The 21,791-nt window shown below is 41.9% G+C and carries 19 protein-coding genes and 1 tRNA gene; 10 read left to right on the forward strand and 10 right to left on the reverse strand.

Annotated features, from left to right (window positions below; translation table 11 throughout):
* Positions 1-5: 5 nt before the first annotated feature.
* The 3 genes from tuf to infA form a co-directional block, all read right to left on the reverse strand.
* Positions 6-1,190, reverse strand: coding sequence for an elongation factor Tu (gene tuf / locus SNE_RS07855; RefSeq protein ID WP_013943862.1), 1,185 nt, complete (start codon positions 1,188-1,190; stop codon positions 6-8).
* 60 nt (positions 1,191-1,250) lie between these two features.
* A tRNA-Thr gene (locus SNE_RS07860) sits at positions 1,251-1,322 on the reverse strand.
* A 313-nt stretch (positions 1,323-1,635) separates the two neighbouring features.
* On the reverse strand, positions 1,636-1,857 hold the full coding sequence (gene infA, locus SNE_RS07865) for a translation initiation factor IF-1 (RefSeq protein ID WP_148258989.1): 222 nt from the start codon (positions 1,855-1,857) through the stop codon (positions 1,636-1,638).
* 279 nt (positions 1,858-2,136) lie between these two features.
* Between infA and SNE_RS07870 the strand changes: the two genes are divergently transcribed.
* From SNE_RS07870 to SNE_RS07880, 3 genes are all read left to right on the forward strand, one after another.
* Positions 2,137-3,054, forward strand: coding sequence for a hypothetical protein (locus tag SNE_RS07870; protein WP_013943864.1), 918 nt, complete (start codon positions 2,137-2,139; stop codon positions 3,052-3,054).
* Between the two features lie 27 nt (positions 3,055-3,081).
* Positions 3,082-3,543 (forward strand): SufE family protein, encoded by a 462-nt coding sequence (locus SNE_RS07875; RefSeq protein ID WP_013943865.1) that lies wholly within the window; start codon positions 3,082-3,084, stop codon positions 3,541-3,543.
* 194 nt (positions 3,544-3,737) lie between these two features.
* Complete coding sequence (locus tag SNE_RS07880; protein ID WP_013943867.1) at positions 3,738-4,580, forward strand: hypothetical protein; 843 nt, start codon at positions 3,738-3,740, stop codon at positions 4,578-4,580.
* Positions 4,581-4,760: 180 nt separating this feature from the next.
* On the opposite strand, the gene SNE_RS07885 is transcribed toward SNE_RS07880, so the two are convergent.
* The 4 genes from SNE_RS07885 to SNE_RS07900 are packed head-to-tail and all read right to left on the reverse strand — an operon-like array spanning position 4,761 to position 8,898.
* Complete coding sequence (locus SNE_RS07885; RefSeq protein WP_013943868.1) at positions 4,761-5,939, reverse strand: M24 family metallopeptidase; 1,179 nt, start codon at positions 5,937-5,939, stop codon at positions 4,761-4,763.
* A gap of 10 nt (positions 5,940-5,949) precedes the next feature.
* Positions 5,950-7,671, reverse strand: a complete 1,722-nt coding sequence (locus tag SNE_RS07890) for a HEAT repeat domain-containing protein (RefSeq protein WP_013943869.1) — start codon at positions 7,669-7,671, stop codon at positions 5,950-5,952.
* Between the two features lie 7 nt (positions 7,672-7,678).
* Positions 7,679-8,017 (reverse strand): histidine triad nucleotide-binding protein, encoded by a 339-nt coding sequence (locus SNE_RS07895; RefSeq protein WP_013943870.1) that lies wholly within the window; start codon positions 8,015-8,017, stop codon positions 7,679-7,681.
* Entirely contained in the window at positions 8,014-8,898 is an 885-nt protein-coding gene (locus SNE_RS07900) for an MYG1 family protein (protein WP_013943871.1), read from the reverse strand. The genes SNE_RS07895 and SNE_RS07900 overlap by 4 nt, the downstream gene beginning before the upstream one ends.
* 84 nt (positions 8,899-8,982) lie before the next feature.
* On the opposite strand from SNE_RS07900, the gene SNE_RS07905 reads away from it, so the two are divergent.
* Positions 8,983-11,097 (forward strand): LOG family protein, encoded by a 2,115-nt coding sequence (locus SNE_RS07905; protein ID WP_013943872.1) that lies wholly within the window; start codon positions 8,983-8,985, stop codon positions 11,095-11,097.
* 177 nt (positions 11,098-11,274) lie between these two features.
* On the forward strand, positions 11,275-12,633 hold the full coding sequence (locus SNE_RS07910; protein ID WP_013943873.1) for a hypothetical protein: 1,359 nt from the start codon (positions 11,275-11,277) through the stop codon (positions 12,631-12,633).
* Between the two features lie 149 nt (positions 12,634-12,782).
* On the opposite strand, the gene SNE_RS07915 is transcribed toward SNE_RS07910, so the two are convergent.
* On the reverse strand, positions 12,783-14,012 hold the full coding sequence (locus SNE_RS07915) for an amino acid permease (protein ID WP_013943875.1): 1,230 nt from the start codon (positions 14,010-14,012) through the stop codon (positions 12,783-12,785).
* Positions 14,013-14,255: 243 nt separating this feature from the next.
* Positions 14,256-15,452 (reverse strand): DUF1207 domain-containing protein, encoded by a 1,197-nt coding sequence (locus SNE_RS07920; RefSeq protein WP_013943876.1) that lies wholly within the window; start codon positions 15,450-15,452, stop codon positions 14,256-14,258.
* Positions 15,453-15,619: 167 nt separating this feature from the next.
* Here SNE_RS07920 and SNE_RS07925 point away from each other — a divergent pair, with 167 nt between their 5' ends.
* Entirely contained in the window at positions 15,620-15,985 is a 366-nt protein-coding gene (locus tag SNE_RS07925) for a hypothetical protein (RefSeq protein ID WP_013943877.1), read from the forward strand.
* On the opposite strand, the gene SNE_RS07930 is transcribed toward SNE_RS07925, so the two are convergent.
* Complete coding sequence (locus SNE_RS07930; RefSeq protein WP_013943878.1) at positions 15,972-16,673, reverse strand: class I SAM-dependent methyltransferase; 702 nt, start codon at positions 16,671-16,673, stop codon at positions 15,972-15,974. The genes SNE_RS07925 and SNE_RS07930 overlap by 14 nt on opposite strands.
* A 111-nt stretch (positions 16,674-16,784) precedes the next feature.
* Between SNE_RS07930 and SNE_RS07935 the strand changes: the two genes are divergently transcribed.
* From SNE_RS07935 to SNE_RS07950, 4 genes are read left to right on the forward strand one after another with little or no spacing between them, the layout of a single operon-like run.
* Positions 16,785-18,002: an MFS transporter gene (locus SNE_RS07935; RefSeq protein ID WP_013943879.1), complete on the forward strand. Its 1,218-nt coding sequence runs from the start codon at positions 16,785-16,787 to the stop codon at positions 18,000-18,002.
* The gene (locus tag SNE_RS07940) at positions 17,992-19,269 is read left to right on the forward strand and encodes an MFS transporter (RefSeq protein WP_013943880.1); all 1,278 of its coding nucleotides are present in this window, start codon (positions 17,992-17,994) and stop codon (positions 19,267-19,269) included. Before SNE_RS07935 ends, SNE_RS07940 begins: the two co-directional genes overlap by 11 nt.
* Positions 19,259-20,506 (forward strand): MFS transporter, encoded by a 1,248-nt coding sequence (locus SNE_RS07945; RefSeq protein WP_158307225.1) that lies wholly within the window; start codon positions 19,259-19,261, stop codon positions 20,504-20,506. Before SNE_RS07940 ends, SNE_RS07945 begins: the two co-directional genes overlap by 11 nt.
* Complete coding sequence (locus SNE_RS07950; protein WP_013943882.1) at positions 20,496-21,791, forward strand: MFS transporter; 1,296 nt, start codon at positions 20,496-20,498, stop codon at positions 21,789-21,791. Before SNE_RS07945 ends, SNE_RS07950 begins: the two co-directional genes overlap by 11 nt.

Here is a 21,791-nt window from a genome sequence, read left to right on the forward strand (position 1 = left end):
ATCTATTACTCGATAATCTTTGTAACAGTTCCAGCTCCGATTGTACGTCCACCTTCGCGAATCGCAAATCTCATTCCTTCTTCCATCGCTACTGGAGCAATGAGTTCGCCAGCGATTTCAACGTTATCGCCAGGCATCACCATTTCTGCTCCTTCAGGAAGTGTAACAGTTCCTGTCACGTCTGTTGTACGGAAGAAGAACTGTGGACGGTAACCTGTGAAGAATGGCTTATGACGTCCGCCTTCTTCTTTCTTAAGCACGTATACAGTTCCTTTAAACTTCGTGTGTGGTTTACAAGAACCAGGAGCTGCTAGAACCATTCCACGTTCGATGTCTTTTTTATCGATTCCGCGAAGAAGAACACCAACGTTCTCACCGGCTCTTGCTTCATCGAGGAGTTTGTTGAACATCTCTAGGCCAGTCGCAACTGATTCGCGAGTTTCGCGGAGACCAACAATCTCGATCTTGTCGTTAATTTTAATAATACCTTTCTCAACACGCCCTGTTGCAACAGTTCCGCGTCCAGAAATTGAGAACACGTCTTCAACAGGCATGAGGAATGGCTTGTCAACTTCACGTTGAGGAGTTGGAATATGTTCGTCAACTGCTGCCATGAGTTCTTCGATTTTAGCCGCCCACTCTGCATCACCTTCAAGTGCTCTGAGAGCCGATCCACGAATAATTGGACAACCTTTGTAACCTTGAGCTTCGAGCATTTCGGTAATTTCCATTTCAACAAGCTCAACGAGTTCTTCATCGCCTTTTCCGATTTGGTCCATTTTGTTGAGGAAAACAACAATTGAAGGAACTCCAACCTGACGAGCAAGAAGAACGTGCTCTTTTGTTTGAGGCATTGGCCCATCTGTTGCACCTACAACAAGAATGGCTCCGTCCATCTGAGCAGCACCAGTAACCATGTTCTTAACGTAGTCGGCGTGTCCCGGGCAATCTACGTGTGCATAGTGTCTACTATCTGTTTCGTATTCAACGTGGCTTGAGTTGATCGTAATACCACGTGCCTTTTCTTCAGGACTGTTATCAATGGATGCATAATCACGGAATTTGGCCCCACCTTTTTTTGCAAGAGTGTGGGTGATCGCTGCTGTGAGTGTTGTCTTACCGTGGTCGACGTGGCCAATGGTCCCAATATTAACGTGGGGTTTGGTCCTTTGAAAAGATTCCTTTGCCATTGTAGTATTCCTCCGCTTGGGGCTCCTTATGTAGCTTTTGAAATGTTATCGTGCGCTTCTTGCCCAGAATAGGAATTGAACCTACGACCGCTTGCTTACCATGCAAGTGCTCTACCTCTGAGCTACCTGGGCACTTAAATGTTAATACCTTTAAGTGTTTTCTCTTCCTCTCTAAGCAAGCGTTGCATCTAAATCACGCAAAACATAAGGTGTGCGACAAGATGAACGATCGCGCCTAGATAGGCGAATGGAATAAAGCTTAACTATCAACTAAAAAAAAAGCAACATCTAATCTTCAAGTTTTCAAAATGTTGGAAAAATTTTCCTACACTCCCCCCGAATTTTTTGAAAATCAAAACTGCAAAAGAACTTAAGAATGGGGCAAAATTGGCCCACAACAATGAATATCAATTTGTGTTTTGAGAGTTACCAACCAAAGAAATGATTACCTTTGGCGATAGACGATGCGAGCTTTGGTAAGATCGTATGGAGACATTTCAACTTTGACCACATCCCCCACAAAGACACGGATATTACGCATCCGCATTTTTCCACAAAGATGAGCTAGAACTGTCATTCCATTTTCCAAAGTCACGCGAAAGGTCATATTCGGAAGTAATTCTTCAATTTTTCCTTCAAGTTTGATCGTATCTTCTTTCGGCATAATTTCCTTGTTTCTAGTAGAACTTAAAATTGAGTCTTATCAATTGAGTCTCAAAAAAGTCAATATCTCTTCAAGATAGAGCGACTTTTCAATCCAATGAGCTCGCAATTATATCTTCTGGTGATATTTAACCCAAGAAAAAAGTTTATTGCTTATTTAATTTTTAATATTGTATAATCCTCTGAATTAATTATTTTTTATTATTTTAAAATAAATAGACTTTAGATATAATGTTTCTAAAGAAGTAATCTTTATTACTCTATAATTAAGGAAAGGTATTTAATGAGTGTAACATCGGCTACACATTCAGACTATAATATCTGCCTACTTTCTACCCCCTCCGAAGCTGCTGAAAAGTATAAGTCCGAAGCATTCAAAGCAGATGTTAAAGCAAAAATTTCTCTTGTCGTAATCGCAGTCCTTACAATAGTGAGTGTAACCCTATCAGCGATTAAGGCCCCAATTTTTGTCCCAGTGATTTTGATCGTCGCTGGAGCTTCTGTGAAAACATTTCATAATAAATTTTATTTAAAATATAAGGAAGAAGCTTCAAAATACACCGATTTTGCCAAACATATGCTTGGCGTAGCAGCTAAAATCGATTCCTATCAACAGAAAAATTTAACGCCTAGTGAATTCTACCACAAGCTATATGAGCACAATGTCGATCCAAAAGGGATCAAACATCTTCAAGAGTTAGCAGGTATAGATTCGCAGAAATCGGCATATCCCGCCCTAAAGAATCTCATCGGTCGCGTAGAGTACTGGTCTGATACCGCTAATCAATATAAGCAAGAAATTCGAGATCTGGATGCAAAAATTCAAGAAAAGGCTACACTTCTCAAAGAGCCGGGTATCACCGTTGAAAAACACCGTAAAATCAAATCAGCTTGGCTACTTCTCAATATTGACAAGCAAAAAATTGAAGAGGAAAAACTTCTCCCTGCCAAGCTGGCTGCGGCCTACAATCTCCATGTGATCGCTGACGTCAAGGATAAGCGCGAAGCATCCGACTTTGGAGCGCCAGAACCTTCGAGCTACCTCGACTCTGTCACTTTTGAGTCTCTCGAAGATCAACCGTACTACATCTTTGATCCTGAGTCGAAACGAGCCCCTTTATCGAAACAATGGATGCTCGATGCTTCCATCTCAAAAATAGCTAAAACAATTTTTAAAGATGCAGCAATCTTTGTTGCCTAATTCCCCTTTTCCAGGTAAGATGTCTGCATGGAATTCAAAAGCTGTTTCGAAAATCAAGAAAAATTGAAAGAGATCTTTTCCTCTCGGCACACGGTTGAAGAAAAATACACCAAAGTTATCGAGTTGGGACGCTCACTCAAGCCCTATCCCAAAGAAGATCAAACTCCAGATCGCCTGGTTAAAGGGTGTCAAAGTCAGCTTTATCTGAAAAGCACTTTCAATGAGGGAAAGATGCATTTCTTAGCTACATCAGATGCACTTATCTCTGCGGGACTTGCAGCCTTGCTACTTATGATTTATGACGGAGAGCCTCCAGAAGCTCTTTTGAAGTGCCCTCCAACTGCCCTAAAACATCTTGAAATCACAAGCTACCTTTCACCAAGCCGAGCCAATGGGTTAAGGAGCCTTTTCCTCAAGATGCAACAAGATGCCATTACAGCTTTGCATAAGTCTGATATGGATCACCACGCTTCAAATACCAAGAATTGATTTCACTGTCTTTATAATAAAGCGCTTCTTCAACTTGTTGATGAAAAAATGGATCAGTCTTTTCGTTCTTCTGAAAAGCTTCTTGCCAATCCTCGGTTCCCTTGCGCCCAATCACCCATTTCAAGAAGCTCTCTTTTGCATGCGAGACAAATATTTATTTAAAGAAATTTATTGATGGGATAGAATCTTTCGCTATGAGCGAACAGTGCATCAATCGATCTCTCTTACTGCATAGGGACAATCTCAACCAGTTTGCCTTATGGGACAACACATTCTTAAATAGAGAAGTCAAAAACCAAGAACATTTGGCAACTTTCTATGACACTTTAGCTAAAATTGCTTGGTTTGGTTTCATGGTTTTTTCTGCTCTTTTTACGATGGTTTTTGGGCAGCTCAATGCCTATGCTCTTCTACCCGCTCTCTATGCATTAATACATTTTTATCAGCCTTATATGGAATTCACCTATCATGCATGGAAGGCTCGAGCAGAAAGTGAAAAAGAACGGAAACTTCTTTATGAGGGGCTGACAGCCTCTTATAAAAAACTCGCCCAGCTTCCAGAAACGGTTTTAAAAGATAAAGCTACGCAGTTGCAAAGTGTCAAATCTCCTGAAAAAGGAGAGCTCTTCATTCCTCTGCTTACCCAATATGAGTATTTTTCGGCTGCAATGAATGAAAAAGTGCAGGAGCTAAGTCGTTTGAAGCTCGAGATTTTAAAAGACGAGGCTGAAAATAAATCTGAAACCGAACAACACGAAAAAAGGCAAAACTATTTCGAACTGGAAGAGCATCTCTGTATTCAAAAAGTCGAGCTCGCTTATTTGATGCATCTTCTCAACCATCCGTTTGATAAGGCAAAACTCAGTTCTTTTGGAACGTTTGAAACGCGGGAGCTCACTCAATTTTGCTCATGGCAAGCTCTACATAGAAATTGCTCGGCTTCTTTCTTCACCCCCAAGAATAAAGAAAGTCTGAGCCGAGAAGACGTCCAGAAAATGGAAATTTTGGAGCTCTATCAAAAGATCTACTTGACCTGATTTTTATACTCAAACTACTTCAAAATTTGGTTTTGAAGTAGTTTGAGTATAGATCCTTTTCGAAATAAATGGGCTGAGAAGAAAGAGAAAAATCCCTGAGAATGAGTGAAATAAACCCAAAGTTCAGGTTACTAAGCTAACATAGTCAAATATGATTTTATTTTTTACGAATGAGATTATTTAGAAAGTTAGATACTCATCTTGTGGGGGAACGGTGACTTCGATTTCCCCTCCTTCGTGCATAAACACATCGTACTCCAAGCGAACTCCAAACTCACCGGGAAGATAGATGCCGGGTTCAATGGAGAAACAGGTATTCGGAATGAGAGGACGGTCATCTTCTGTTTCGAGACCATCGATATTAGCTCCGGGGCCATGATTTTCTTTGTTAATATTATGTCCAGTTCGATGGGTAAAGTAGGAGCCGTAGCCACTTTCTTCAATTACTCTTCGAACGCGATGATCGACTTCGGCACCTAAAGCGAGCTTTCCTTGTCGGTGCTCGGATGCAATCCAGTCCGTTCCGGTTTGTTGTGCTCGACGTACAATGGTAAAGATTTCTTGTTGTTTTGAGGTGGGTTTAGATGCTGCAACACCCATCCGCGTGATGTCAGCAAAGACCCCTTCTGGCAGATCTTTTTTGCACCAAAGGTCGATAAGTACAAGGTCGCCTTTTTGAATGGGTGCGTGATTTTTTTCAGTGGGAATGTAGTGTGGATCTGCAGCATGAGCATTCACACCACAAATCGGCTCTCCTTCTGTTACGCAGCCATGATCACGAAACTTTCCCAGAATCATTTGTTGAATATCATGCTCGGTAATAGTCTTTCCTTGCTCAAGAGACGTTTTGAGATGGTTCCAAACGATGTGAACAGTGTTGTCTAAAATTTCTGCAGCTTCCTTGTGCAGTTTGTATTGATGGGGTGTCCAAACGCAGGTGAATTCCTGGAGAAATGGGGCAGAGCTGACAACTTGTACACCAAAACTACGGATGAGATCGACAAGACCTGCATCAACTTTGGAGACAGTGGGAATGGCTTGCATGGGGGAATATTCCATGGCCACCTTCCCTTTGCCAGTGAGCACCGTTTTGAGATGCTGATGAAGGTCACGCCAATTGCTATAAGTTTTTTTCTCACCAGGTAGGTGGTCAAGGTTGTGTGCTTCAATTTGATGGACGATTTTTAACGGGTCTCCTTGGACAGGAATCCAGTAAAAGCACCGTCTCGTCATAAGAAGCTCGGTTGGAATTTCTAGAAACTGAATAGCAAGAGAATTCACACCATGAAATTCATAAAGGAGCCAGCCGTCGAACTTTAGTTCTTGAAGTTTTTTTTGGGCTGCTTGAATTTTAGTCATAAGGCTAGCTCTAGTGATATAAACATTGAATGAGAGCCGAAGCTGTCACCACTTTTAAAATTTGATGGGATTCATCAAGGAGGTCAAGCAAAAAAGGGATCGACTTTCGATCTCCGATGTGCCCAATCGCTCCTAAAATGTTAATCTTCATTTCACGATCCATGACAAAGTAAGCTTCTTGTAGAGCGTCAATGGCCTCAGGTTCACTTCCTGAGAGCGCAAGAACCATTGCCGCTTGTACCCGAATCTTTTCATCTTTTTCTTGTAAAAGATGACGGAGTATATTTAAAGCTTCTTCTCCACCCTCTTCCAAAAGTGTATTGGATGCTGCATAAGTCACACCAAAAAGTTCATTCGTGAGTAGACTTTTGAGGGCTTCTTCTGCTTTTGGATGTTGAAGGATGGCTAGAAAATTTAAAATTTCAAGGCGTGAAAGCTGATCCATGAGAGCGGGATATTGAGGAACTTGTGGAATATGGTGATGACGCGAGGGGGCAAGAACTTGGAAAAGGGTACTTTCTTCCCACATGATATTTTCTTTGTGTGTTATGAGAAACTGATACAAGGTCGAGCAGGCAAGACCAAGATCACTCTCCTGCCTGATCAGTCCTAAGGCAGCATTTACGCGCACAAAGGGGTCTGGCGAAATTTTTATGGCTTCTTTTGCGATTTCTCTTCCTGCTTTTCCACTATGTCCAAGTGCGAAGGCTGCATAGCGCCGGCTTTCACCTATCGAAGAATAGACCCATTTGCATAGAGTCTCTAAGGCTTTTTCTTCAGAAAACCGAAGAGCAATCCAAGCCGCAGTAATAGACAGTTCTGGGTGGGAATTGTCCATGAGCTTTTCGATTTTGGTCAAGGAAGCTTCTGAAAGGCTACGTAATCCGAGAAGATAAAGAGTGTTTAGCGCTGCAATGCGTACGTCGGGCATAGGATCTTCTAAGAGCGTGATCAACGAGGGAATTTCTTCAGTGAGATCGAGGTGGGCGATCAAATGGCAGGCAAAAAGGCGCAACCCTCCTCTTTTACTTTTTATCAGTTTTGAAAGTTCGATGGGATCAATGGAGTCGTACAAGTTGACAAGGGAGGCAGCTGCCAAGGCTTTTTCTTCTGCACTGGTGCGGGAGTTCGCAACGATTTGCTTAAGGGGTTCTCGCACGTCAGGGGTCCCAAAAGCGCCCAAGGCTTTGATGACCTCTAGTCTGACATACCAGACCTTTTCTTCATCGAAAAGCCGTTTCACTTCTTGGATGAGAACTTCGTCACGGTATTGAGGAGCAAACTGGACAGCTATGGCGCGGATATAAGCGTTGGAGGAGTGCATTTGGTTTCTAAGCATTTGAACGGCGCGCACATCATGGGTGTAAAAGGCTCCCATCAGGGAAGCGATATTCACGACGATTTGTCTCGAGTTTTCAGAGCGATGAAGCACTCCCCATGCCAAGGCTTCTAAAATGTCGTGATTGAGCGTTTCTTTTTTCCATTTTTTCCAACGGAGAATGGCTTCATCATCTTTTCCATTTTCAGCTAGTGTCCGAATGTAGGCTTCTCGAAGGGCTGATGATTCAGGAAACAGCTGCATCCCCTCTTCACACTCTTCTAATGCAGAACGGTAATCTCGAATCACAAGATGGGAATAAACCCGTTTAACGAGGTCTTCTTCTTTTAGATCAATGAGTGAGGAAAAGAGAGTGGTTGTGAAGCAAATGCATGCGACAAAGAAATAAATCATACCGAACTTATGCCATGGGGCCAAGTTCCTTTCCACCGATTAAATGAAAGTGAAGATGGAAAACCGATTGCCCCGCCTTGGTTCCATTATTTGTCAGAAAGCGGTAATTATCTTCAACTCCCAATTCTCTAGCAAGTTTTTGGGCAACTTCAACAATTTCTGCTATGATGGGAAGGTCTGCAACAGGAACATCTTGCAGGTTTTTGTATTCTTTTTTTGGCATGATGAGAATATGAACAGGGGCTTTAGGACTCACGTCTTTGATTGCTAAAACATTGTCGCTTTCGTAAAGCTTGATCGAAGGAAGATCTCCACTGATAATTTTACCGAATATGGTCTTGCTCATTTGTCTGCCTTTTGTAGAGTGATTTCAAGTGCTTTAAGAGCATCTTCTTTTGTTTCCCAAATAGAGATGAATCGCCCCTTATGGCAGAAGACAGCTCCGGGAATTCCCGTTTTTTCTTTGAGTTCATCATCGATTAATCCGGCCCATTCTTTTGGAAGGGGGATGCGCACTTGCATTCTCTTTTCATACGAAGGAGGAATGCCTCTAAGCTTCCACTGCTTTCCACTTGGCATGATCAGAAATGCTGCAGGATGTTTTTCTCCTTTCAAGTCGAAGAACGTTTCCATCCAAGGCATCGACTCTTCAAAGATCATGACCGTTTGATTTTTATCCATTTCACGTTTGATCACTTCACGACATTCCTGGATATAGTGAAATTTATCAACAAGTCGACTAAGATGACCTAAAGTGAAATCGACAGCTTGAAAAAAAGCTTCGTCCATGACGTTTTCATCAACATTATGGCGGATTGGGACAAAATTTGCGATGACCGCTGAAAAGCTACAATGTCCTACCATCGTCGTGGTCTTTCCATTGTCAATGGCATCAACCCCCATCACAAGAGATCGGTTCAGATACTGAAACAATTTATCTTTGATCACTTTTTCATCTTTTAAATATTTGAGGATCATTCCTGCACTGCTGAGGGGGCCATGGTAGTCGAGCTGATGATGATCAAAGCGACGAATGGTCGGTTCATACATGCCTCCTACATCACAAACATAATCACAGGTTCTGAGTACATGTAAATCTCTGGTTCTAATAACTTTGTCAAGATCGATATGATCGAAGAGAATAAGAAGTGCACATGCTGTGACTTCATCTGCATGAAAACTTCCATTGTGTGTCCCGAAGCTTCGTTCTTGAATCTCGTTTGTCATCGATCGTCTCCTCGAAATCGTACAATTGTAGATGTCAAAAAAATAATATTCAAGCTTTTGATGAAATGTTATACAATTTGAGGCATGGGTGTAAACTTCTCTTTCACTGATACTGATTTGGTTTCTCCTGACGGAAAAATCGTAAAGATTGAGCAGATCGATAAGGAATCGGTCATGGCTGATGTTTTGATCGAAAAAATCTCACCAATTTTTTTAGGTTTCTCATTACCTCCAGAAAAGGTTTTGTTCAATATTAAGAGCACTCTCGCGCAGTTGGGAGTCCATGCGTACAAAGAAGAGATGGTGCTCTCAAGTACACTCCGCACAGCTGAAGTTCGGGTTAAACTTGAGGCAATTAATGAGATCGGAATGGAACTTTTGCGGTATCTCACTGTGGACGCCTATATCGGTAAACTCTTTGCTGCAGATGATTCAAGACGGGTCCGTGACCCAGAATATCTCTCCCGCATGTTCGGACGGACAGACCGCCGTGGACGCCCTCTTCTCTCTTTGGGTGAAAAAGCCGACCGTTCTGATTTAAGACTCGAAAAATTGGAGGGAAGAACTGTTGCTTTTCTCTCGCTTAAGTCTGGATCTTATTCGTATGACGATTCGATCAAAGGAATCCTTCCAACCCTAGTTAAAGGTCTTACAGAACCCCACATCAAAATTCGAGAATTTCTTCATTTGACACAAAAATACAATCCCGGGGGAAAACGGTGTGTACGCTCTGGAGAACTTCTCTTAGTGAAAACGATTCCTCTTCATATTCGTACGGTTTTTGCTCGGGTCGTGGACGAACTTCTTCCTGAAGGGATGATTCACACTGCAGCTTCGATTTTGCAACCTGATACATTTGCGTCTGGGGATATCTACGAATTCTATGGCAAATGTGACACTGAAGTGGAGACGATTCCCCTCGAATTTTATACTCTTTCTCCTTACCGTGAGCATGTCTTTTTCTCTGATAGAGACCAACTCCAAGCTTCGATTGAAGATCCTGAAACCCTCTTTCAGGCAATGGAAACAGCACCTGGTCCGTTGCATCACAAATGTGCTGTCTTTGTGGTGAAAGGAAATCAGCTTCTCAATCTCAAAAGCTCGGATTGGATTCAAAAGGAATCAGGCTTTCAATCCTTCCCAGGATATTTTTTCCCTACCGAGCAAGCAGTTAAAGTTGAAGCGTATTTGCATGCTCAACCTTCCTATCCCTTCTTAGAAGCTATAGAAAATGGGGGCATCACGAGCCAAGGAATCTTACTTTGCCGCTACTTTCCTTCCCCAATTATGAAGCGGATGCTCATCAGTGAACAAGTTCACCGCTGCTTGAAGGGAATTTACTTTCAGTATCCTTCTCGCTCACATGGCGAGTTTTTTTCTCATGAAGACCGTTCAATGCTTATCGACTTGGCAAAGTTTGGTATCCGTGTCTTTTGGCTCGATGAACGAACCCATCAAATCCTACAGTATGTCCCCCGTGCAGATAAAGACTCAGGGATGTTTGTTCCCACGTCAAAAGTTGAAACGTTTATCAATGCAACGATGGTTGGAATTTACGGTTCAAATTTAATTGAGGGACCCTATGACACTCTGCTCAAGGAATTGATGTCTGGATTACTTGCGATGAAAGAAGAAATGAATCATCCCTTATTAAGTCCCAAAACCCCTCTTGCACTGGTGACAGGTGGAGGCCCGGGGGTAATGAGTTTAGGCAACCAGATTTCAAAAGAGCTGGGTTTGCTTTCGTGCGCCAATATCATCGATTTTCGGTCGAACAAAGAATCGGTTGTCAATGAGCAAAAACAAAATCCTTACATCGAAGCTAAGATGACTTACCGGTTAGATCGTCTCGTTGAGCGTCAAGCAGAGTTCCATCTGGATCTCCCGATCTTTTTAACCGGTGGAATCGGTACGGATTTTGAATACACTTTGGAAGAGGTGCGCCGCAAAACAGGGGCGGGTGAAGTCACACCTGTTCTCTTAGTGGGAGATCCTGCATATTGGAAGCAAAAGGTCGGGACTCGGTTTCTCACCAATCTCGAGACTGGTACGATCAAAGGATCAGAGTGGGTCAGCAATAGTTTCTACTGCATCCAAACGGCTAAGCAAGGGCTTAAGGTCTATGAAGACTTTTTTAGTGGAAAGCTTCCCATTGGACCGAAGGGGCCGATCTTCCGAGACGGATTTGTTGTGGTTTGAAACCCTCGATATAAACGAAATAAAGTACATCACTACAGCAAACACCAGAATTGAAATTATAATTATTACCATTTTTTTAAGATTCTTTTTAATTTCATTCATCATTGACCTCTATTAGAATTTAACTTATACTACCTTGAAAAAATTCTCTATTCAAGAGTTTAATCGAGGTTCATTTTGGCTCATCATTGGGACCAGGTTCGTTCTCATGTCGGCGGAATCGCAGGCCTTCTCGCCCTTCATCGGCAAATCAAGCAGGCAGGGCAAGACCAAGGCTCGGCGTTAAAAACGCTGGACCCCTTTCAATCGACGATAAACGACAAAGTCAAAAAAAAAGTAGAGGAGCTTTTTGAAGAAAATCTTAAACCTCAACCTTGGTACCAAACTGCTAAAAAACAGCTGACAAATACTCTTTGCCCAACATCCCAGATTGTGATCAATCGAGCTGCATTTGTCGAAAATAAAGCTTCTCAAGCAGAGCATGTCATTCACGAACTTACATCTTTACCTCGAGCGATTCGTTACATCGGGATTGGCACAATTGTTTTAGCTGGAGGATTCGCCCTTTCATTTGTGACGCTTAATCCTGTGAAGCTCTTCTTAATAGGAGGTGTCTTTTTTTCAATCATTGGCAATCACTCTGCAATGACAACCCTTCTTCAAGATTTTCAAAGAATTGCCAAATTAGGGCAAAATCTCTTACGTCAGCCTCTTGGGGCGCGTAATGCAATAAAGCGGTGGGGAAAAAATCTTGTAGATGCAGCTTATCAAGAACCTACATCCATCAAAGATCCTCACACATTCCATCTGACAAGTGTCACGCAGATGGGAATCGAAGCAGCTTTTGGAACACGAGACGAATTTGAGCAAACAGTTGATGAATTCATTCAAGATAAAGCCTGTCGCCCCATCCGAAACTTTGAAAAAAAACAGCGCTTTGAGCTGATTTCCCGCATCTCAGACGCAATCGTTAAAAAAGTCTGCGTCATAGCTTCTACCCAGTTCTTTCGTATGATGCTTACAAATCTAACAGGACTTGGCCTCGTCGCGCTCCTTTATTGGGGTACCCATTACCATCTCGATACACCCTTAGATCATTGTGAATGGTGGACCCCTTTTACTTATACTTGGAATCGAGTCTTTCCAATCAGTTATCTTCATCAGTTTCCAGAAATGTGTCATCGGTATTTATATTTGACATATCTCAGTGATATCACAAAATGGGCTCTCCGTTTCTACATTTGGAATCGGATGATTAAAACATGGGAAGCAAGTCGTGAAACAGCAGTAGACGATTTAATTCGACCAGTTAAAAACTGGAGCATCGAAAAGTGGAACAATATTTCCAAAGCGTTTCAAAACAAAACCCAAGCTATCTCGCAAGCTGTTTTCGAAATCTTCCAATCGATTGAAGCGAAGCTTTCAGGGACTGCCCAAAGAGAACCTGAAATAACGTTGCCTCAAAGGCACATCCAACTTTGCTATACTGTTGATGTAAGTGAGCTTCGGCAATTAGCTCTAGAGTCTTGTCCCTAAAATTCTTCACCACTATTCACCCATCTTTTAGTGCCCTTTGCCTTCTTAAAATTTCGCCTTGTCTCATGGACAATGCGGTCAGTTTTGGAAGAGAAAAATTCAGCGAAAATCTGGATCAAATTAGCTATAGAATTTTTTGTTATGGAGCACTAGCTGAGTGAGGGCAACCACCCTCGCGTCGCAGCAATCTGAAAAAAGATTACAAATAACGATCCAACTAGCATGATAAGCATAAGAAATTTTCCACCCCAAACTTTAAACTGCTCTTGCTTTTTCTCAACATAACGCCCTTTCCAAACCATGAGCACAGGCAAAATCCCATATAAAATGGCAACGAATACTCCTGCATAGCCGATTGCAAGAAGAAACCCTTTTGGGTAGAAAAAAGCAAAGAGAAGAGGTGGCGCAAACATCATGACGAGTAAGAGAAAGCGTCCCCCAATTGTCTTCTTGATATGAAAGCCGTCGGCTAAAAAGTCATACAGGCTTAAAGCCACACCAAAAAAGGAGGTCACAAGAGCAAAGAAGGAAAATAGTCCTACCAATGTGGCAATCCACGAAACATGCAAGAAATAGTTTAATGCCTCTGTCAATCCCGAAACTGGGTGAGCTGCGGCACCAATGGACTCAAGGCCATATTCTCCTGTTAGTGGAAGCATTCCGATAATCAGCGCTTCCCAAACCAAATAGAAAAATAAGGGGATAAGGCTACCCCAAAAAAGAGATGTCCTAAGTTTGTGTACGTCCCCGCTAAGATAAGTGCGTAGACTAGGCACAATGATGTGAGAGGTAAATGAAAGGATTACAACAGGAACAGCTGCCCAAATGTATCGAGGATCTCCTCCTCTAAAATGATCCCAGCGAACATGAGGGGTCACAAAAACGAGTAAAAGAAGAAAAGACCCAGCAAGGCCAAACATGCAAAGTCGGTTGATCACATCTACAGCTCGAGTTCCAAAAACCACAATTAAACCAAAGACAATAAGAAAGAGAAACACGCCAACATTGGGCGAAACATCCGTTTTCCAACCGGCACTTAAGACTTCTGCAATCAAAGAGCCTCCACCAGAAAGATAGGCAGCAGCAACTGCATAGAGCAAGAGAAGAAAAGAAAGCCACGCGACTAGCTGGCCAAAAGGTCCTAACCGCTCTTTTACCATGGAAATTAGGTTAGCATTGACTTTTGTTGTCATAAGATTAGCCTCTAAGAGATAAAAGAGGCTCGTTAACATGAATAGAAAGCAGATAAGGAACAGGACTGTCGACCAAAAAAAGCCTGTTACTCCAGTTGTTAAAGGAAGTGCGAGCATCCCCGCACCAATTTGCGTTCCTGCGACTAGGAGGGTACTTCCTAGCGTCTTATTGCGATAAATTTTCATAAAATTTCAACCTAAGCCGTTACAGTTTACCCTTTTTAAGGATAAAATTGTCTAAATCAGAGGTAAAACTTGGTAGCAATTTGGACCTTTAACCTGAGTTCCGGGGTTATTTCACTTATACTTCTCAGGAATTTCTCTTTCTTCTCTCTAAAAAGGGCATTTGGCCCTTCCCTTCGCCAAAAATGCAGAGATTAAGAGAACTCTCTTTTGCTAATAAGCAAAATAAATCCTGAACTCGGGTTCTTAGAAACCCCAGGATAACCCGAAGCCACCATATGACGTACGCTCTTTAAAAAATTGCCCTTCAGAATACCCATTATGGTAATTAATGAAAATACGCATTTTTCGGCCTACGCCTTGAAGTTTACTCCATTCGTACCCAAGCATTGGGCTGACATCGAACTGCCAGTGATTCACTTGCCAGTTGCGAATGTAGAAAGCAAAGAAGAACGTTCCATAGAGTTTATGATAGAAATTCTTAGTTCCCCAGAATCGAGCCTCCCCTCCATATTCTATGTAAAAGGGATCGATATGAAAGGTACTATCACTATGAAAAACCCACCCGGGACCTATGTAGAATCTCAAATTTTTCGTGACTTGATAGGCAGTAAAGAAATCAATCGCCTCCATGCTAGGGTTCAACCGCTTGACTCCTGGATGATTCACCATGTACTCATCTCCCAAGTGACTCGAAATATGGTATACTCGAAGACGAAAAGCCCATTTATTCACAGCATATGAGAGAGGTATCCCTACAAGGTAGTCGGTATTGACTAGCTCAGCAAATTCTCCATCCCGGCCTCCTGCACCCATGTTGAAAACTGACCAGATTCCTGCCTGAATGTCAATTTGAAGATCTCCTTTCCAGCAGAAGACATTGCGCCATCGATAAATCGGGAAATCATCCCCTAGAGAAACTGCAATGGTGTTTTTTCCCATGATATGATCGCCGATCCGATAAGCTGCAGAATAAATTGTTTCCATAGGGTTGGCGATCATTGGAGGATAGAGAACAGTTGTCTGGGGAAACCAAACCCCTGAAATTTGGGGCTTCACTTCTCTTTTTTCCAATTTTTCGAGCTTAGCTTCTGGAAACTTATCGACTTCTGTTACCGATTTCACTCCAGGCATATCTGTCACAAAACGGATAATACTGCTTTTAATGAGATCGTTTTTGGGAAGATTATAGAGATACACGTCCCCATTTTCGACATAGACTAGAACGTCGAACTCATAGTAATGGGAGTTAACCATTGCTTGGATGTATCCTTCTAAATATGCATCTTCCTCGTTTTCAATATGTTGTCTAGGAATGCTGTCTGTGCGGGAAGGAGGAGTCTCGGCTAGGAGCTCGTCAATTGGAATTGGCTCTACAGCTTGGAGCTTTAAGGCACCAGCTAAAAGCAAACAAAAGAATATTCCTATTCGCTTCTTTTTCATTATCAATATCTTAAATGATGAAGATTTGCCGTCCCCTTTTTCAGAGAGGCTCTTTAACTCTATATACAAAAGTAGGGCGATTATGGGCAGCAAAAATTATTCAACAAAGAATTCGCTATTTGCTAAAATAAAGTTAGGGATAACTTAGATAAAGTAGGGGTACATCTATGGAAGAACCTATCACTCCAGAAGAGGATCTTGCAAAAGAGCTTCATAAGCAAGAGCGAGAAATTCACGGCAACCTTTTTCACATCAACCAACTTTATGTCCACTGCTGCAACGCATCGCTATCAATGGATGAAATTGAGCAAAATTGTAAGCCCATTTTGGCCAAACTTCGCAAAAGCAATGCAATTGTCGCCGATGAAATCCAAGAACTACTCTCCAAGAAAGACCGTCAAAAACTACTAGACTATTTTGAGGCAGAAAAGCAAAGCCTTATCCAAATCCTTCAGGATGAAACGAAAGGGCAATATGCGATTGAAAAAATGCTCAACGATATACGGAACGATATGCACCCTACCGATTCTTAACAGCAATCAAGGTCCTGCTTGGAGGAAACATTTTCCATTGTAGTGGGCTAAGGCTCACCTCGTATCCCGTTTGGAAAAATTGGGTCAATTCGTCGAGTTTTTGAAAATCAAGAATTGCAACACTTCCTCCTATTTTTAAAACTCGATCGATTTCTTGAAGGGCCTTATTGCGCTCGCTTTTCGTTTCAATGTTGTGAATCGCCAAGGAAGCAACAACGCAGTCAAAAAAGCCATCTTTAAATGGAAGCTCTCTCATATCAGCACTTTGAACTTCTGCTCTGTCTTTAACTCCCTCAATTTGAATATTTTTCTCTGTTTTTTCGATGCTGTTTTTAGAGAGATCTTGCTTTCTCCAGATGTCCACTCCATAAGCTTTGCCTTCTTTGAGATTTTTAGCCACACGGATCAGTAGGCTCCCCTTACCACAGCCAACATCGAGAACTTTTTCAGCCCCTTGAAGTTTTAACCGCAAGACCATCTCATCAATTTGGGAAAATTTCCCCCATAAGCTACTGTAAAGCATCCAAAGAGCTTCGAGGACAAAGATACTACTCGCTAGTAGAAACGGCAGAGAAATGAAAACAGAAAAACCCCATAGAAACACCCCAAGAACAATTCCTACTGCTCCTCCAACTCCAAGATAGAAAACGATCTTTGGCGCGTCAATGCCGTATTTTGCTTTATCCATGTAAAAAAAATAGCAAAACAGTGCTTTTGAAAACAGGTGGAAAAATAAAGATGATAAATATTTTTTTTTCTTGTAAACCTTGAATTTGACGTGTTTCTGATTGGGTTTAGGATGAATTCAAGGCGAAAATCAAGACGTGAAGGGTTTTCTTCTCTTCCATCTACAGCTTATCTTGTATGGGCGTTATCGCTGATTTTTGTCTTCTACATCTATTTCATCCAGTCGAGTGTCTTTGCAGTGGCATCGAGGAAAATGGTTAACATGGGGAGAGAGCTCATTCCGTTCAATCTCGCCATCTTCTTGTTTCAACTTCCTGCGGCTCTACTCTTGGACAAAGTCGGACCTAGACGGATCACATCTATCTTCATTTTTGTGACAGGCATTGCTGCTCTCTTGCTTTCTCAGTCCAGTTCGGGGTTAGCTATTTGGTGGACTGTTTTTTTAGCGGGAGTCGGTGGAACGGTCACCATTGTAAACATCCTTAAACTCGGATCCAATTGGTTTTCACCTAAGCGATTTACCCTCTTACTTGCCTGGACTTTTTTTGCATTGGTATTAGGATTTCCAATTAGTCAAATCGTCTTTCACGAACTCTTAAACTATTTCGAATGGTCAAAAATCACCTTCACATACGGCTTGCTTGGAATCGTTTACGCAATCCTTTTCTTTGCAGTTGTACGTGATTCTGATCTCCCTCTTCGCCTCCCTAAAAAATTCAACTTCCAACGCTCAGTGAAAAAGGCACTATCGACAGGAGAAAACTATCTTCTAGCTCTTTTTTATGGGCTTGTCTTCGCACAATGGTTTCCCACTTATGGCACTTGGCATACAGAATACTACCAAGACATCTACTTAATGAATGCAACCGACGCTCACTTACTCAATTTCGCACCAGTCAGCTCTTTTGCCATTGGAGTTGTCCTTTTTCTTTACTTGGCATCTTATTTGAAAAAACGCAAAATTTTCATGATGTCAGGGCTCATTGTGGCCATCATTTTGAGCCTGTGCATTCTTTACATCGATGAGATGTCTTTACATGTTCACGTTTTATTGGATTGCCTCATTGCGTTTTCAATCAGTACATCAACACTTGCCTATACACTCATCTACGAGAAAAACTTACCAGCAATTGCTGCAACAGTCATCGGAATGCTTCAAATCTTTCTCGCCTTTTTCAAAGTAATTGGAGAAAGATTGATTTTATTCATATTAACGACAAAGGGAGATCAACCTTCTAGTCTCATCATCGTTCCTTTTTCTCTAATCGCGGCTTTTATTGTGCTCATCTTTATTAAAGAAACCTACGGAAAACAAATTTATGAAGAGTAAGATTGAAAAAGAACTACTCCCACATCCTCGTCAAGGTTTTGCCTATTTCATCTGGGCGATTTGTCTTATTTTTAACTTTTATCTCTACCTTGTACAATTTAGCGCATGGGGTTCTTCCTCAGAAAGAATAGTCGGCAGCTCCGTCCCATCGCTTGGAGTCGGCCACCTTCTTCTCTCTTACAATGTTGCCGTCATCATTTTTCAATTCCCGATCGCCTTACTCATTGACAAGTTTGGACCTAGAAGAATGACCAGTTTGGTCATCTTATTATGCGCAATTGGAGTTTTAATTCTTAGTTTTAGCGGGTCTCCAACAGAGTTTTGGTGGGGGGCCTTCTTGATGGGCCTTGGCGGAACCGTTACTACAGTCAACATTCTTAAAATCGTTTCAAATTGGTTTCATCCTAAGAAGTTTTCTCTTCTCCTAGCATGGACATTTTTCGCCCTCATTGTAGGAGCAATGATGGGGCAATGGCTGACACATCACCTCACTCAAAATTTTGATTGGTCAAAGGTGATGTTCAATTATGGTCTAATAGGAATTCTCTACGCGATTATCTTCTTTATTTGTGTACGTGACTCAGCCTTAGGAATAAGCTACAAAATCGTGCCTCTACCAAAACATTTCAACCTTTCAAAAGCAGTCAAGAAGGCCCTCAAAAAAGGGGAAAATTATGCTCTCGCATTTGCTACCGCTCTTGCTTTTTCTCAATGGTTTTCATTTTATGGGGTTTGGCACATCCGCTTCTTCGAAGCATCCTATATTCACGCACCTCATAATACTGTCTGGATGAACCTTTACCCAATGATCGGATTTGCGATCGGAATCATTGGCTTTTTATATCTTGGATATTACACGAAAAAGCGCAAAATCTACATGATGACCGGAACAGCTATGGCTTTCATTTTGTCTATTTGCTCTATCTACATCCCAGATCTCCCTTTTGGCCTCCGCGTGACTTTAGACTTCTTTGCAGCTGTGAGCGTTGGAAGTATGGCTTTAGCCTATGCGATGATTCATGAAAACAATATTCCTGCAGTCACTGGAACAATGATCGCCATGATCGTCACTTCTTTGGCTATTTTCCGTTTACTCGGAGAAATAATCATTTTAGCAATCCTCGGGTCATTTGGAGAAAAGACAGGAACCTTTTCTGTCGCAGATTATCAATCGGCTTTAATCGTCATTCCTTTTTCTCTTCTTTTTGCTTTGATTGCACTTGTTTTTGTCAGGGAAAATCATGGGAAACAAGTTTATGAAGAATAAACCCTCGATGATTGCACATCCTCGCCCTGTTTATCCCTACATGGTTTGGATAACCTGCAACCTGATTAACTTCTACGCTCTTCTCCTCCAATTTAGCTCTTGGGATGTTCGAACCCACTTTCATGAAAAAGAGCTTCTTTTCTCTGTTGATTCTGAAGCCCTTTTCACCCCACTCGTATTATCTATTATCCTCTTTCAAATTCCCATTGCCCTTTTGATCGACAGGTTTGGTCCGAAGAAAGTCTCAAGCCTCACCCTCATTATTGCAGCATTGGGAGTGATACTTTTTGGATATACCCACTCTCCAACCTTGCTGTGGATCGGGATCTTGTTGATGGGACTAGGGACTACGATCACCTACGTCAATAGCTTAAAGCTTATTGCTAACTGGTTTTCTCATCCCCGCTTTCCCTTCATGGTAAGTTGGACCGTCATCGGTATTATCATCAGCACCATCATCGGACAACCCCTAATCATCCTACTAGCAAAACAATTTGGTTGGTCTAACTTATTGATTAATTTAGGAATGGTAGGAATCATTCTCGCTTTTTTCTTTTTCATTTTTGTGCGAGATCAAAGCGAATCTGTTTTGTCTCAGTTTGAATGTGGTCCCTCACTCAAAAAGGTCTTCAGTTCTCCCAATACCTATTTGATAGCCCTTACAGGAGCTTTGGGCATCACTCCCTGGCTTGCTTCTACTGGATTTTGGCATCATGCTTTTTATACCGTGGCCTATAAGATGAACGGTGGAGATGCGGCCTTTATCAACCTGATCGACATGTTAGGATTTGGAATTGGGTCTTTATGCTTCTCGGTTTATGGAAAAAAAGTTGGCAAACGAAAAGTTCTTATAGGAGGAGGCATCCTTGCATCTCTTCTTATCACCTGTCTTCTTATCTATGCTCCTCGCTTCACCCTTCCATCTCTTATCGCTTTAACTGGAGTTGGAAGTTTTTTTATCGGTAGTGTGACACTTACTTTTACACTCATCTGTGAAAATAATCAGTTCAAAAGCGTTGGCTTATCTGTAGGAATCCTCTGTTTTGCTGTTGCCCTCTTGCGTTTTATCGAAAATCTACTTATTACCTTGATAATAACAGGAAAGAGCAAAGTACCGCTTGAAACGCTTTTAGAAAGTTCTACAAAAGAGTTTCAGCAAGGGTTAATCCTAATGCCAGTGTTTCTCTTGCTCTCTTTCATATGTGTGATTTTTATCAAGGAAAATTATGGAAAGTAATACACCTGAAGTAAGTGAACCAGTTGTCTTTCACCGCCACCCAAGACCCTATTATCCTTGGATCATGTGGTTACTCTGTATTTTCTTGCATTTTTATAACTTTATGCTACGCGCAAGTACATTTGCAGTCCGTTCTTCGATCATTGAAGAGTCTACATTCACTATCGGCTCAATTGCACAGTTTCTGGATTTCTATTCCTACGGATTGATTCTACTTCAAATTCCTGTCGCGATCTTGATCGATCGATTTGGGCCAAGACGCATTTCAAGTACTGGTCTTCTCATTGCAGCAATTGGAGCTATCCTATTTGGCTATGCAGGAAGCATCAATCAGCAGCGGATTTTCCTTTTTATCATGGGTTCGGGATCAACTGTAGCTCTTTTAACTGCGCTCAAAATCATTTCAAATTGGTTTCCCCATCGCTACTTTGCAGCGATGGCAGGCCTCACCTCATGTATTAGTGTCATTGGAGGTGGACTAGGTCTTTATCTCACCCAATACCTGACAAAAACATTTGTGTGGCGTCAAACCATGATTGATTATGGGATCATTGGGATTCTCTATGCATTGCTATTTTTCCTCATCGTCCGTGACTCAGAACCTGGAAGACGGTTCAATATCAACCCAACCCCTTCGAACATCAACTTCAAAGCAGCTTTGAAAAAAGCGCTCTGCAAAAAAGACTCTTGGTTCGTTGCCCTTTTCTCAGGTTGTATTATCGCTCCCTGGACAACTTTTCTTGCAATTTGGCAAATCCCCTTCCTTCAAGTCACATACAAATTCTCCTCAGATACTGCCGCGCTCATTAACCTGACTAGCATCTTAGGATTTGCGATTGGAGCACCCGTTTTAGGTTGGGCCTCTACCCAAGCAAAAAATCGAAAAATTTTCATGTTCATCTGCCCTCTTTTGAACATCTTTTTCTTTTGTTTGACGGTCTATGTTCCAGGCATTCCAGCCCCTCTCGTCGGCATGCTCTCATTCCTTGGAACCTTTTTCCTTGCATCGTCTATTTTATCTTATACAATGACGCATGAAAAAAACCTCCCTCTTATCACAGCAACTGTCATTAGCCTTATCCTCATTTTCAACAACCTCATTCGCATTTTTCACGACACCTTCTTCGACCATATTTTCGGGAATAAACCTGCAGAGCTCTCTTTGCTACCGATTGAAACCATACGCCTAGCCCTCATGATTGTTCCGATCTCTTCGCTCATTGGGGTGATTTTTATCCTCTTTGTCAAAGATACAAAGGCTGAGCAACTGATCGAGGAATCTTAA

Source organism: Simkania negevensis Z (assembly GCF_000237205.1).
In the GTDB taxonomy this organism is placed as follows: domain Bacteria; phylum Chlamydiota; class Chlamydiia; order Chlamydiales; family Simkaniaceae; genus Simkania; species Simkania negevensis.